The sequence below is a fragment of the Chitinophaga sp. YR573 genome (genome assembly GCF_900110995.1).
GTDB lineage: Bacteria > Bacteroidota > Bacteroidia > Chitinophagales > Chitinophagaceae > Chitinophaga.
In genome coordinates this window covers 3,833,361-3,847,717 of sequence record NZ_FOJF01000001.1, presented here as the reverse complement: position 1 = coordinate 3,847,717, position 14,357 = coordinate 3,833,361, and the positions used below count along the sequence as shown (strand labels likewise).

Annotated in this window: 6 protein-coding genes; all 6 read right to left on the bottom strand. The window is 43.1% G+C overall.

Translation table 11 applies throughout. From position 1 onward, the window contains the following. Positions 1 to 16 precede the first annotated feature (16 nt). From BMW86_RS16235 to BMW86_RS16210, 6 genes are read right to left on the bottom strand one after another with little or no spacing between them, the layout of a single operon-like run. Positions 17 to 2,275 (bottom strand): glycoside hydrolase family 2 TIM barrel-domain containing protein, encoded by a 2,259-nt coding sequence (locus tag BMW86_RS16235; RefSeq protein ID WP_255372932.1) that lies wholly within the window; start codon positions 2,273 to 2,275, stop codon positions 17 to 19. 29 nt (positions 2,276 to 2,304) lie between these two features. After that, on the bottom strand, positions 2,305 to 6,390 hold the full coding sequence (locus BMW86_RS16230; RefSeq protein ID WP_089782774.1) for a glycosyl hydrolase: 4,086 nt from the start codon (positions 6,388 to 6,390) through the stop codon (positions 2,305 to 2,307). Between the two features lie 24 nt (positions 6,391 to 6,414). Beyond that, the gene (locus BMW86_RS16225; RefSeq protein ID WP_089782773.1) at positions 6,415 to 7,308 is read right to left on the bottom strand and encodes a sugar phosphate isomerase/epimerase family protein; all 894 of its coding nucleotides are present in this window, start codon (positions 7,306 to 7,308) and stop codon (positions 6,415 to 6,417) included. Next, a complete protein-coding gene (locus tag BMW86_RS16220; RefSeq protein ID WP_089782772.1) occupies positions 7,287 to 10,958 on the bottom strand; it encodes a family 78 glycoside hydrolase catalytic domain in 3,672 nt (1,223 codons plus the stop codon). Before BMW86_RS16220 ends, BMW86_RS16225 begins: the two co-directional genes overlap by 22 nt. Further along, positions 10,955 to 12,679, bottom strand: coding sequence for an exo-alpha-sialidase (locus BMW86_RS16215; RefSeq protein ID WP_089783699.1), 1,725 nt, complete (start codon positions 12,677 to 12,679; stop codon positions 10,955 to 10,957). The genes BMW86_RS16220 and BMW86_RS16215 overlap by 4 nt, the downstream gene beginning before the upstream one ends. Beyond that, positions 12,663 to 14,357, bottom strand: coding sequence for a RagB/SusD family nutrient uptake outer membrane protein (locus tag BMW86_RS16210; RefSeq protein WP_089782771.1), 1,695 nt, complete (start codon positions 14,355 to 14,357; stop codon positions 12,663 to 12,665). Before BMW86_RS16210 ends, BMW86_RS16215 begins: the two co-directional genes overlap by 17 nt.

The window sequence follows — 14,357 nt, the reverse complement described above, 5'->3', positions numbered from 1 at the left end:
TTTAACTGTCTTATGCTTACCTATTGATTGTCATTATTGCTGTGGGTAACCCTTCCGTTTTAGCTGTGAGGGTAATAGGACCACTTCCCTCTACCTTTATTATTACCAGGCATCTCCCCTGCCATGCTTTGCGTTGAGGCAACTGGTAGCTTTCAAGACTTTGTGGGTTTGCATTGCCTACACCAGCAATAATACCCGGACCGCTTATCTCAAACTTCACCAGGTTCTCTGCCAAAGGATTCCGGATGCCATTGGCATCTGTAAGATTTACAGTGATGTAAGACAGGTCCTTTGTTGTTGTTTTATCTGCTGTAAGAGTTATTTGTGTTGGTTCAGCAGCGGTAGTAAGTGTAGCTGTATTATTCTTGCTAACAGCTTTTAAAGTACCTGCTTCATAAGGAACTTCCCACTCAGCCGTACAGCTATCTACTTTCTTTTTACCTAAAGACCGTCCGTTTAGAAATAACTCCACCTGCTTATCAGAAGTATACACCACTACTTTCAGTGGTTTATTCTCATACCCTTTCCAGTTCCAGTTATCAGTAACATCCTGCCATTCCCAACGGCTCCAGTCTATTTTATCAGGATTGGTTTTGAAAGAAGGCTGAGGAGGGCGTACGAATACAGAGAGCTGTTTTTCTTTCCAGAGCGCATCTCTGAAATATGATTGTGGGCGTTTCCATCCGCAGATATCAATATCTCCGCAATAAGCAAGGTTCCAGGGATAGAAACTCTGTTTCTGCATATAACCCAGCCAACCTATGCTGGCTTCACCGATATAGTCAAAGGCTGTCCATACAAAGTCCCCTATTACCCAGGGATGATCTTCCACTGCTTTCCAGTATTTATAAGCATCCAGCGGAAAAGATTCTGTAGCCATTATAATCCTTTGTGGCATACGCTGATGATCTGTTTCATATTTATCAGGTGCATAATTATATCCGGCTATATCAAGGGCAGCAAGGAAAGGATCTTTATCCTCTGCAATCCCATTTACGCCACAGGTAACAGGACGGGTAGTATCTATACCTTTTATAAAATCACGTAGGGTAACTGCCATTGCAGCTACTTCCGGTTTCTCCCTGTGAGGGATTTCATTGCCGATGCTCCACATGATAATGGAAGGGTGGTTACGATCCCTGTATACCATGCTTTCTATATCCCGCTGCCACCAGTCTTTAAAATACAGGTGATAATCTTCGGGGTTCTTGCCATTCTGCCAGGTATCGAAGGCTTCATCTATCACTAACATACCCAGGCGGTCACAGGCGTCCAGAAAGGCAGGAGAAGGCGGGTTATGGGCGCAGCGGACAGCATTATATCCACTGGCCTTTAAAAGCTCCACTTTGCGCTCTTCTGCCCTGTCGTAAGCCTTGGCACCAAGCGGGCCATTATCATGGTGTACACAGCCTCCTTTTAGCTTTAATGACTGCCCATTCAACTGGAAACCTTTTACTGCATCAAAAGCGATAGTACGGATACCGAAGGTGGTAGTAAGGCTGTCAGTTGGACGGCCATTAGCGAAGACGGTCATTTCTGCAGTATATAGTACAGGAGAGGTAACAGACCATAAGACGGGGTTTTTAATCTCCATTTCGTGAGTAGTGTTTGCTGTGGCAGGAGCGTGTCTTATAGCTACCTCTTTACCATTTGCATCCAGTATACGAATGATCATTGTTATCTGCCTGAAATTCGTTTGTAGTTTGGTTTGGATGTTGATAGTAGCACTACTGGCAGTTATTTTTGGCGTGGTGATATTAACGCCCCATTGATCGAAATGTACAGGGTCTAATGAATGGAGCCATACGTGCCGGTAAATCCCGGAACCGGAGTACCAGCGGCTGTTCTCTCCCTCATTTCTTACTTTTACGGCGACTACGTTATCTTTAGAAGGAAGGACATAGGCAGAGATATCATACCAGAAAGATGTATATCCATAGGGATGTTTACCGAGCTTTTTTCCATTCACCCATACTTCTGCATTCATGTATACACCATCAAACTGAATGACAGTATTTTTCCCTTCTTCTGTTTTGAAATGTTTGCGGTACCAGCCGGTGCCACCGGTGGTAAATCCACCACTTACCTGGTTCAAAGCACCGGGGTTAAATGGAGAAGTAGTACCGGGAAGGTCTTCTATGCTCCAGTCGTGGGGAAGGTTGACCGTTCTCCATGCGGAGTCATTGAAATTGATATCTTCTGCCCCCTGCGCAGCACCGCGGTAGAACCGCCAGTTTTCATCAAATAAATATCGTTGTGCGTGTGCAGTACTCATGATACAACAAAAAAAGATAATCAATATTCTCATAACTTGCTGAATGTAATTTTACTTTTTCCCATGTCTTTAGATGTGGCTACGGCAATCCCTCTCTGGTCAGCTTTGTTAACGGCACAGTAAAAATGATATACAACTCCATTGTAGTAAATTACAAAAGATTTGTGAGCAAATCGTTCATCATACTTTTCTGAAGAGGTAATGAGATCTTCTCCCTGCCAGTCCTGCCAGTGGACCAAGTCATATGAGCAGGCGAAACGGTTGAAAGCATTGGGCCTGTTTTTCCAGAATGCACCGAAGTAGAACATCACCCATATGTTGTTTATTTTCTGGATAACGGCGTCTCCGGTGATACCGGTAAAATGGTCTAATACAGGTTCTTTACCGTACCTTATCCAGTGTTCCATATCGTTGGATACGGCCATGCCTATGCGTTCTTTTCCTCTTTTAGGTTTGAGGCTGTCTCCTTTCGCATTGTAATACATCACAAAAGGATATCCGGTGATTTTATCTTTATCATGGATGATAGAACTTTTGTAGATCGTGTTATTCTCCCACCATCTTACATCTTTATCTGTAGCTTTCAATACAGGCTTGTCTAAGCGCTGCCATTCATGCGGAGTGGTAATGTCTTTATTAGTGTGAGCGATACCGATGGATAATAATCCCTGTTCATAACCATGTTCCGCTCCTCCTATGTAAGACATCCAGTGTTGTCCGTTGTATTCGTTCCATTTGTAACTACCTCCCCATTGATAATCCTGTAAGGCGATGTATCCTGCTTTTTGTGTGGCATCCCAGTTGGTACTGTCTGAGAATGACATCATCTTACCCAGTGTTTTCCAGTGGAGTAAATCGTTGCTTTTTGCCAGCCAGGTTTCATATCCTTTACCGTCGAAGACGATGTATACCATGTACCATTTATCATCTTTTCTGAAGATACTGGGACAGTCCATCTTTTTGGAGTTGTCTGATGGGGTCATTACTAACCCGTATTTATATGGTGTTTTTATTTTTGAGTAGATAGCTTTCATGGTATTGCTATCCGGGAGATTTGTTTTTAGTTCTACCGGGCCGAGTAGCCCTGCTTTTAGCAGTGTTTTTTTAAAGTGATTGGCCCAGGTATTCGTAACTGCTATTTCAATATTGTTTTCTCCTTGTTTTAAGGCGTGTGTAATATCTACACTATATGGGGCTGTCCATACTATCCCGCAGGGGATGTTGTTTACTTTTATCTCTGCGAGATTTGCTACTTCACCGAGAGATAGTTGTACCTGTGTTTTGCCATGCCATGAGAAAGTTTGTGTATAATTAGCTGTACCGGAGAAGTATCTGATACTGTCAGATAGGTTTTTGCTCCAGTCGGTTAGTTTTTCGAAGGTGCTAGTGTCTTTGTTAAAAACTACTTTCCAGGGGCCTTTTAATTCCTGTACAGTAGTGAATGTTTCCCAGTTCTTACCGTTTGCTTCTTTTGCTGTAGCTGGTTTACGGAAGATGACAAAAACGGAACCATTGGCTGGTAGTTGCAAAGGCAATGTAGTACGTCCGTTAACGATATGCCAGTTACCGGCGGTATGCTGTTCTCCATTCACGGGATTCCATAATTCCGGAATACGGCCCGAAATACGGAAAGAGGCGTTGATGATACGTTCGCTGCTATCCTGGTTGGAGATGAAGTAAAGATCAAAACCCGGGGCTGTACGATGAGTCCAGGCTATGTTTGATGGGACTTCTATATCAGGAGATAGTCCAAGTGATGAAAAGGAAGATTTTTGCCAGGGGATTTTATCATTGCTTAATACTGTTGCCCCTTCTTTTACAAGTTGGTCTAAACGTTTACGTATTTCCTGTGAAGGAGTAACTGGTACTATCAACAGTTTATAAGAGGCCCCACCCGGTAACTCTATACGTCCATTACGCACTGTTGCTAACCGCATCAACGCATCAGGATTGAAAGAATCGTAGGCATATCCATGCAGCGGATCTACCCAATCTGCGGGATCGCTGACATTTGCACTGGAAGTAACGCCGGAAGGTATTTCTCTTACAGGTGTTCCTTTATTGGCCAAACGTGTTTGCTCTTTCTTCACAATGCTATCTCCGAAAATGCCTGGTAATATTGGTACTAATTTCTCCGGCAGTACGGCACGTCTTGGAATCTCGGTTCCTGTAAATACAGCTATATCTGCCACAGGGCGGCCCTGCTGTAACAAAGCCTGGCAGCGTTGTGCATAGGTTACCCAGGCACTACCGGGCTTCCACCATGTCTGATCCCTTTGGAAATAAAGGCCAATACCGTTTAATGTCATGCCGGGTTGACGGTCCATCCAGGGGTTATGCATGAATACATGGTATACCATACGGTTGATGCCCAATGCATAGTTCCTGTCCTGTAAGGTTTTGAGCATGCCCGGATATTCATCCCACTGGATACGTAATGACGTGAATGCTTCTGCCTGGATAATCTTTTTACCATAGATATGTGCGCCGGAGATCGCATCCAGCATATCATTGGGTTTGTCGTGGGTTGGACTGCGTAACCAGAACTCTCCCATGGGGATGTCTACGGCGCTGTAGTGGAGCATCCCGTCGCTGGTCATAGTGGGTGCTACACTTTCTGCGCTGAAGGTGCTGCCTTTTGCATGAGCAAGAACAGCCAGTGTATCGTAGAAGTTCTGTTGTACCAGTTCTGTGATGGTCTCCCGTATGTCATGAAGGAATTGTTCTGACTTTGCCGCACTTTGCACAGGGATGCCTGCCATCGCTGGCAGGTATTTCAATAAATCATATCCGCGTTTTTTATGAAAAGCCTCTCTGAATACCGGTGACCAGTTCTGACTCCCGCATTCCCAGCTATCTACATGGAACATTTTCAATGCCGGATTAGATCTGCGCAAGGCTTCGCCGTACCAGTGATCGAATTGTGTTCTTACAGCAACAGGGTTAAACTTATCGCATTCCAGTCCTTTTCCTGCACCACCGGTAGCGTTAGTATGGCCGGTAGAAGTATGACCTATTCTGATAACAGTCCAGTTACCGGCAGGGGCTTTCCAGTGTAAAGCTCCGTTGGTATCCATCTTGTCTGTGATATCAATGATTTTATCCAGAGGGATACATAATGAATCTGGTAATGCAGCAGGCTGACTAATACGCCATACTGCTCCTGTTTTCCCTTCATACTGATGAATACGAGGTAAAGGAGATAACGTGATACCTGCAACCTTCAAACTCTGTTTCCATTTAGCAGCATCAAGGTCTTCTGCTCCTGGTTCTGAACCATCGTTATCATATAGAAAACGGAAATAAGGGGCAGTAGTGGCAGGGATTGAATACGTCACATCTGCATCTGTATCCTGCCAGCCATGACGGGGGGATTCCATTTTCCCGGCAGGACGGAAATTTATACCATCATCACTGATAGCTATTCCTAATCTATGTGCCTGGTAATTATTTCCGTTTGTATGGATGATAATAGAGCGGCAGGTAAAAGGTTTATCATATGCATATTGTATCCAGCAGGGTGTTGTGCTTTTGAATGTTTCTTTGTTCCCGGGAGCAGCAAGGTAATGAGCATCCCCATTACTACTGGTAACTACAGGTGTGGCATCTGTATATAACGGAGAAGGATATGCCAGCACGGCAATATCCCTGTAATATCCTTCATTTGTTTCCGGTTGTGGCAAAGTATCTTTTGGAGAAGATATCGTCCATACTACTTTTTGCATGGAGAGCTCCGGTGTAATCCAGGGCCCTCCGGCCAGTGCAAAACCGTCACTTACATGCATACCTATTTGTAGGCCCAGGCTATCTGCTTCCTTCATCGCATAATGCACTATATCCCACCATTGAGGAGTCAGTTGTTCTATGGGCGGATCTATTAAAGGTGGATCAGTTTTCCCCTTGATGGTCATCAGGTAGGCACCGCCTATACCGGCGTCTTTCATCGCCTGTAAATCTGCTTTAATACCTTCACGGGATACCGCAGCATTCAGCCAGTACCAAAAGACCCATGGCCTGGCTGATGGCGGAGGATGGAGAAAGAGAGAATCTAAGGATTGCCCAACAAGCTGTGTTGTGCAAAGAAGGATTACTGCTATGGAAATAATTTTTTTCATGACGAAGAAAGAGACCTGGATTGTTTATTGGAAGATAGATTTCAGATAAGCTGCATTGGCGCTGAAGTTTCCTTTCACATTCTTTGCATCATTTGCATCGCGGGAACGTTCTATTACCAACCAGCCACGCCAGCCCATTTTATCCAGCGTATGTTTTACTTTGTGCATATTGATATGTGGGTCGTTCTGTAACCACACCCCATCTGTATCTGTACAATGGATCTGACAGATACGGTGTTTACCCAGTGTTCTTAACTCTTCCTGTAAATCTCTACCTCCCTGTATAGCATTGGAAAAGTTGAAATAACTTTTGATAGCAGGAGAGTTGATCTCATCTAATAACTTTACTTCTGCTGCTGCTGATAAGGCTGTTTCAATACCGATGACTACTCCTGCTTTTGCAGCTTGCAGGCCAGCAGCTTTTAAACGGGTGATAATGGCAGGGCGTAGCTCAGGATGTTTTATCAGATCCCCTTCTACACCTAATGGCAGGAAGGCTACTTTTACGTTTAATTGCAGCATGGTATTGATACAGTCCTGTATCATAGTATCTACACCAGGTCTTTCAGCAAATGACTGCGCATAAAAACCGGACATTGCAACAGAGCTGATAGCAATATTTAACTCTTTGGATTTATCAAGAAACTGCTGACGGATAACAGGATCCGTTAGTTTGTTATCAAAAGTTGGTCTATTACCCAAGCCTCCCATATCTACTTCTACTCCATCTGCACCTATGTCTTTAGTTAACTGGAATGCACCCAGCTTCTGTCTTTTCAGGATCATCCAGTCGCAGACGGCTATTCTGTAACGGGGTTCTTTATCTGCCTTCGGCAATGCACCTGCCAGTAATTGCATTGGCAATAGCACTCCTGCACTACCTATAACTGCTCTGCCTATAAATTGACGTCTGTCCATTGCTCGTTTTTTATCAGTTTTAAAGTAAGCTGACGCGGGTCTATCTTCACATATTTAATCTTCTGCCTGCGCCAGGTATATACAATATGCACATACCCATCAGCCGACTGTATCACAGAAGGATAAGAGTACTGGCCTATGGGAGAATCCTCCAATACCAGCGCCGCATACCAGGTAATCCCATCTTTAGAGATAGCTATATTCAAAGGAGTTCTGGCTCCCTTGGATGCACCTTCGGGAGTTTTAACATGGTTGTATACCAATAGCTGACGCCCGTCTGACAGTGTTACTGCATCTGTACCAGAGTTATTATTGGGCAAAGAAGTAGCTGTTATCGGGGACCAGGTACGCCCGTTATCTGTAGACCAGGATTGCTCTATTACCCGTTCTTTACTTCTGCAAAGGATCTGCAATTTCCCATTGCCATAACTAAGGATACTGGGCTGGATAGCATTGCTGGTTTTACCATCGTTAATGGGGCCTGTCATACTCCATGTTTTGCCATTGTCTTTTGTAGCTTCAAAATGCACTTTCCAGCCCCCTCCTTCTGTGCTGGAAGGGCATAGTAATGTACTATCCAGTAATACCGGTTTGTTCTTTACAGGGCCTAAAAAGCCTTGCGGAAGGGCCTGCGGAGCTGACCAGCTAATACCTCCATCAGCAGATGTTTTCATCCAGCCTTTCCACCCTGCCACATTAGGGCCTGTTTTGTAGAATAACAACAGGTCTCCACCGGGAACCTGATATAATACCGGGTTCCAGCAGGCGTATCGAACACTATCTGAAACAATGCCATTGGCTACTTCCACAGGCATTGTCCAGGTATTATTTACCTGTCTGCTTACCCATATCCCCACATCCGGGTTTCTCTCCTTTGTTCCCCCAAACCAGGCGGTGATCAACCCCTTCGGTGTTTCTGCAATAGTGGCCGCATGGCTCTCCGGGAAAGGCGCCTTATCGAATACAAATTCATCAGTAATAACTGCTTTTTTCTTCGCTTGCTCAGAGATAAATCTATAATTCCCGGAACCTACTTTATAAACTGCCCTCTCTTGTTCCATACGCAAAAAAGTCCCATGGCCTTTTACATCCTTAACAGACTTAGCAGGGATATATATTGTAGCAGTTGTATTTGCAGGTATAGAAATATCCCATGTAAAACTACCCGGCGTCTTTTTCCAATGACTACGAATATCTCCATACATACAATGAAACGAAGCATTTACCTCATCCAGTCCATTTAAAAGAACAGGTTTCATGATAATATCTTTAAAAGCATCATGACTTTTAATCCCTGCCAGGTTTTCATAATACCATACCAGTAAATCCCCCAGTAACATCACATGGTTGTGAGAGTTCATACTGGGATTAGCTGTATTACCATTCCATAATTCCCAGATAGTAGTAGCTCCGTTTGCCACCATATATCCCCAACCGGGATAATCCCTGCTGGCAGCTATCTCATAAGCAAGATCGGGCCTGCCATTACCAGTAAGACCACGCATCAGCCACTGTGTACCTATCATACCAGTGCTGATATTCCCCTCAGACTTGCGTACTATTTGCTCAAATATTTCTTTACGATCAGCAGCAGGCACCATATCAAAAGACAAAGGCAGAAGATTAGCCGTTACAGTATTGTTATCATAATGTTTGTTATTCAAAAACCGCTGATTAAAGGCAGTTTTTACTTTAACGGATAAATCCGCAAATGTCTTCGCATCTTTATCCTCATGCACTAATCCCGCAAAATGCTGCATTAAAGTAAGCAGATGATAGTAATAAGCAGTAGCGATGAGCGTACCACTTGTTATACGGGAAGAATCTTTTGCATGAATCAACTCCTTAGATTCAGGAGGAACACACCAGTCGCCATATTTATCTTTCGTCATGATATTATTGACAAGATATTTACCCCGCATATATTCCATCCATTTTTTCATAGAAGGGTAATGCTTACGGATAGACTCAACATCCCCAAACTGCTCATACAAAGTATTTGCGATTAATAAATAACTCCCCGGCCAGGTCATATTATCCGAGTAATAATTCCAATAAGCAGGCGCTACATCAGGAATAGCCCCTTCCGCTGTTTGAGCATATTCAATATCATCCAGCCACTTAGCATACAGCTTTACGTTATCAAAAAGAAAACTTTCTCCATAAGCACCCGTAGCCCTGTCACCCAGCCATGGCATACGTTCATTACGTTGAGGACAGTCTATAGGCATGCCTTTGTAATTTCCTCTTATCCCCCAGTAAGCATTTTTATAAATCTGGTTTAAAGTAGGATCTGATGTTTCAAACTGACCAGTCGTTGTAAGATTATCATATACAACCTCTCCTACGAAATCATCCAATGCAGGTGTACAGCCGGTAATTTCTACATAACGAAAACCATGATATACAAAAGAAGGTGCCCATATTTCTTTTCCACCACCTTTTAAGGTATATCTGTCCGTTACCTTAGCATCGCGCAGATTATCCGTATATAATGTACCATTGGATTGTAAGGTTTCTGCGTAGCGCAAAGTAACCTGTTGTCCACGTTGTCCGGTCACTTTCATACGCAACCATCCCACCATATTCTGCCCCATATCCATGATATACACACCGGGAGTAACAGCACGGATAGAGACAGCCTTTATCTTCTCCATTACTTTTACCGGCTCATTCATCTGTGCTTCTAAACGTCCGCCAGGAGCTTGTACGAGTGCAGCTTTTAACCAATGCTCATCATTAAAAGCAATATTATCCCATCCCGGCATTTCTTTCGTTGCATCATATTCCTCTCCATCGTATTCATTATTTGTTCGGATAGGACCATCGGCTGTTATCTTCCAGGAGTCATCCGTGACGATACTTTTTTTCTCACCGTTAGTATATTCGATATTCAGTTGGAGTAATAACTTAGGATAACCAAATGTTTTGATCTTATAAGGCTTGTATGCCTGTCGCATAGTGAAGAAACGTCCGTTACCCAATATAGTACCAATCACATTTTCTCCTCGTTTAATAATGTTCGTTACATCATATGTATTGTATAAAATATTTTTAGAGTAATCTGTAGGCGCTTGCGCTAATACTACATTACGCTGTTGTTTCCCATTGATATATAATTCATAATGGCCTACACCGGCCATGTACACAGTTGCCTTTTTAATATCAGATTTTACATCAAATGATTTACGGCAGTAACGTGCTGATAAGCGCGAGAATTTACTCTGAGCGCTATCCCATGCAAAAGCGCTGTCCAATCCTATCCAATGTGCCTGCCAGTTAAACAGACCCATACTCCAATGTGTAGGGGTACTCCAGTCGCTGACACCTGCCGTAGTCCAGACCTTTACTTTCCAGTAACAATCAGTACCGCTTTTCAACGGCTTCCCGGCATAGGTAATATGAATAGACTGATCAGATGATACTTTCCCGGAATTCCACAGATCACCTTCGTTTAACTTTTCTATAGAAGATGCAACAATGACCTGGTAAGCTGTTTGTTTAATATTATTACCAGCACCATTTATCTCCCAGCTAAGACGGGGCGTAAGAACATCAATACCTTCGGGGTTTGTTAACATCTCACAACGGAGATGATTAACAGATACCGGGCTGCTCACAAATAATAATAAAAGAAGGTATCTCATCATAAAGCAGCAGTTTTAAAAGAACGGATATAATACACAGCCTTTTGCACATCTGCCTTCGGCAGATCATACGTCTGATCTGCAGGTGTATCTGCATCCGGGAAATGTCTTGTCTCACCTGTTCTGAACACCACTCTTTCTACGGCTTCCAAAGGGGCATAGAGAAGACTGGTAAGTATCTCTTTCCCGTTTATATTAATATTGTAAAAACGGGTGAATGTGTTTAATGTAATACGGATAGCATAAGTACTATCTGCTTTATAATGGAAGAAGTTTTTATACCTGGCCCCGGCTTTTGCTTTTAATATACTATCTGCATCAAAAATAAGTCTGAGGCCAGGAGAGCCTTTCCCATCCTGTAATTCTATCTGTAACTGACCCTGATTATCCTGTTGAGGAGTGATAGTAAACGCTACCTCCAACTTTTTAGCAGCGGGTATGATCCTTTCAGCTTTGGCATAATCATATGGGTCTTTATCTTCCAACGTAATTTTATCAGATGTGATAGTTACAGGGGCTAAAAGCGGACTATAAGTATTCCATTCATCCCCCTCATCTTTTATAGGCACCGGTATCATGGCCACCCATATATCTTCCTTGTTCATACTATAAGTAACCCATAGATTGCCGCCTTTTGGTATACCATTACCTTCTTCTATACCTCTTACATATTGCGGCCCGTAAGACTTATAATTTCCACCATAACGCATAGGTGGCACTTCCCCATTCACCAGTAATAAGTTGGTATATTCAAGCCCGTTATTACTTACAGACAATGCCAGCGGCCACCTGTATTCAGAAGGGTTATATACCGTAGCGTAACGTCCATCCGAAGTTCTCTGTCCCCATATCTTTGCATTACTATTTACAAAACCGGGAGCCCGTCCAACAGCAGACCATGTTTTCCCTTCATCATTACTTGTGCCTGTTAGTGCATTCTTCCATAATCCTACCACCTTACCATCAGGCAAATGATAATAACAAAAAGCCTTGTATTGTTTTTGTAAAGGGATCAAAGGATCATCTCTGTCAGATTCTTCATTCCACTGCATCATCATCAGCGGTGTGGATAACAACTCATTACAGGCAGCTACAAATTCTTTATTCTTACTGCTGGTATAAAAAGGATAAGATGTATTACTTATATTCCATGCCTTGTTATAGTGTATAAAATAAATGGGGCCATATTTACCGTCAGGTAAGATCTCTCTTACTACACGACCAATACCTTTCCCATCATTCGGATCATCTTTTGCATTCAGACAAATACCATAATAACCCAATGCCAGCAGATGATTACTCCCGGATACATAGAATCCCATACGCTGGTGCATTACTGCATACAGATTATGTGCGATGCCATCTTTTACAGGTCCGTCGGGAATTTTATAAGGAGGGAAAATGACATCAGGCGAAGACCAGGTAACACCATCCGGAGAAGTAAGTAATAATGTTTGCCCCGGTGGTACGCTCTCTCCTATCTCATCACTCAGGTATTCAAGATAGAACCTGTTACGCCAGTATGCCAGCATGGGCGCATGGTTGTAAGTCCAGCCATGGTTAATATTTCTATCGGCCCGCATTACCTGTATATTACGCACACCCACAACAGGACGTAATTGTCCATGATGATAATCTACGTTTACCAGCGTATTACCGGTATAATGTACCTGTGCAGCAGCAGATGTTGCCAGTAATAAGAATAAACTAATTATACCCTTCATTTTGTCCGAATTGCTGACCATTAGTTAATGCATCCAGTTCTACCTGCGGCACCGGCCGCAGCATATGAAAAGGTTGCACCTGTGTGATATCTAAATTATATTGATGAATCCTGTCTATCAGTTTACCGGTGCGTTTCAGATCAAACCAACGCAGATGTTCTCCTGCCAGTTCACGCGCTCTTTCATCCAGTATAAAATCCAGATTGATATCATTTGCTGTAATCTGCATATCTGTAGTATGATCTACAGGTGTTTTGATGGCAGCCCTTGTTCTTAATACATTGATATACGCAGCCGCTGCACTATTATTCTGCTGCTGAAAAGCCGCTTCCGCTGCTATCAGGTACATCTCTGCCAGGCGAATAACCAGGATATCCAGGTAACCGGGATAGGAATTTGCAGTAGCACGGGTAATAGGGTCCATGTATTTCTTCAGTTGCACATAATCATTTGCCCCATAGATGGAACCATTCGCACGATAAGTACTATCCCTGTCTATTACTAAATAAGGACGTGTAGCCTTATCTGCTATACTTTGCTTGGTAACATATAATGCCGTATCCTTTCCCGGTATCATCTGTTTCCCGACTATAGAAGGATCTTTTTTATAAGTAGCCACATCTGCTGCCGTCCAGGTATAAGCCTTGTTACAAATCCATACTTCCTGGAAAGCACCTGCGTAACGACGATCTTTACTCTCATCATAAAAATCCAGCAAAGCACGGGTAGGCATAAATCTCCGGTTGTTATCCCTTCCATATTCCATGCTTATCTGCATACCGGGTTTGGAACTATAAGTAGTCAGAAACCAAAGGTGCAAACGATTCGCATTACCATCATAATTCAATGAAGTATTAGTAGAATTACTGATGGTATACAAAGCCTCTTTGTTTTGTTTATTATTCTGAGGTTTCCAGAGATCCGCATAATCAGCCCAAAGGTCTACGCCAAATTCTGCTTTCTTGTTAATCATCTCATCAGCAGTTTCCTGTGCTTTTTTAAACCATGCCTGCGCTTCTGCACCAGTATAATAATAAGCACCGGAGAGATATACACGGGCTAATAGCCCCAGCGCAGACTTCTTCGTAGCACGACTATATTCAGCGCCATAACTAACAGGTAAGTATTTCACTGCCAGCGTGAGATCTTCCACCATTAACTGATAGAAAGCCTTTACAGGGCTTCTTGTGGCTGTCAATACCACTCCGGACGATTCCTGTGTCAGCAACATCACACCACCATATGTTTCCACTACATGCCAGTAATAAAAGGCCCGGAGGAAGCGTAATTCCCCTTCCCTGTTGTTACGTTGTACACTATCTGTGAACCCGGCCTGACTGATCCTGTTAATACCCGCATTGCAAAGGTTGATAGCTTTATACAAAGACCTCCACACGTTTTTATTATAATTAGCTGTGGAAGGTGTGAAGTTCTCATAACGGGTAAGTTCAATCGCATAATTATCCTTATTGGAATTGAACCAAAGGTCGGTCCCTGCTTCCGACATAAATATCCCATCTTCTTTTCCATACCAGTAACGTTGTTCTGCATAAGCAGAATTTACCAGTGTAAGAAATCCCTGAGGGTTTGACCACACTGCATCTGCAGTTGCTCCGGAAGGATTGTATTCATCTATATTACAGGAGAAAAGTAAAATTATCAGACATATCTTTTTCAT

Coding starts and splice junctions, on each gene's coding strand:
- BMW86_RS16225 (WP_089782773.1), bottom strand. CDS start 7,308: ATGGACAGACGTCAATTTATAGGCAGAGCAGTTATAGGTAGTGCAGGA.
- BMW86_RS16215 (WP_089783699.1), bottom strand. CDS start 12,679: ATGAAGGGTATAATTAGTTTATTCTTATTACTGGCAACATCTGCTGCT.
- BMW86_RS16235 (WP_255372932.1), bottom strand. CDS start 2,275: ATGAGTACTGCACACGCACAACGATATTTATTTGATGAAAACTGGCGG.
- BMW86_RS16220 (WP_089782772.1), bottom strand. CDS start 10,958: ATGATGAGATACCTTCTTTTATTATTATTTGTGAGCAGCCCGGTATCT.
- BMW86_RS16230 (WP_089782774.1), bottom strand. CDS start 6,390: ATGAAAAAAATTATTTCCATAGCAGTAATCCTTCTTTGCACAACACAG.
- BMW86_RS16210 (WP_089782771.1), bottom strand. CDS start 14,357: ATGAAAAAGATATGTCTGATAATTTTACTTTTCTCCTGTAATATAGAT.